Origin of the sequence: Marinobacter sp. ES-1 (assembly GCF_000475255.1) — a bacterium.
GTDB lineage: Bacteria > Pseudomonadota > Gammaproteobacteria > Pseudomonadales > Oleiphilaceae > Marinobacter > Marinobacter vinifirmus.
The window spans coordinates 1-479 of record NZ_AXBV01000008.1; the positions used below are offsets into that span (position 1 = coordinate 1).

Annotated in this window: 1 pseudogene; it reads right to left on the reverse strand. The window is 61.2% G+C overall.

From position 1 onward, the window contains the following. Positions 1–104 precede the first annotated feature (104 nt). Positions 105–479, reverse strand: a pseudogene (istB, locus tag Q668_RS00545) (IS21-like element ISSpu5 family helper ATPase IstB); the annotation flags it as partial.

The following is a 479-nucleotide window of genomic DNA, read 5'->3' on the forward strand; positions in this document are numbered from 1 at the left end:
TGCGTAAACCGCTGAAGGTTGCCACCCATTCCACGTGAAGCCTGCCACCCGGACCGGAGCAAGGCTGCCACCCATCGGAGCGTAGCGACGCGGGGTTTCTCTTCTTACTCCGAAGTCTCAGTGCCCGTCAACTTTGCCTGCTGTTTTCGCATGGATTCGCCCCGCAGATTGATCTTGTAGGCGTTGTGTACGAGCCGGTCCAGGATGGCATCTGCCAGAGTGGCGTCACCGATGACGCCGTGCCATTCCTCGATGGGTAATTGGCTAGTGGCGATGGTGGAGCGCCGGCCATGTCGGTCTTCCAGCACCTCCAGCAAGTCCCGCCGGTTCTCCGCGCTCAGCTTCATCAGCCCCCAGTCATCCAGGATCAGCACGTCGACCTTGGCCAGGCTGGTCAGGAGCTTTGAGTATTGGCCATCGCCCTTGGCGATGGTCAGCTCTCGTAGCAGCCGGGTCAGGCGGACGTACTGGGCGGTGTA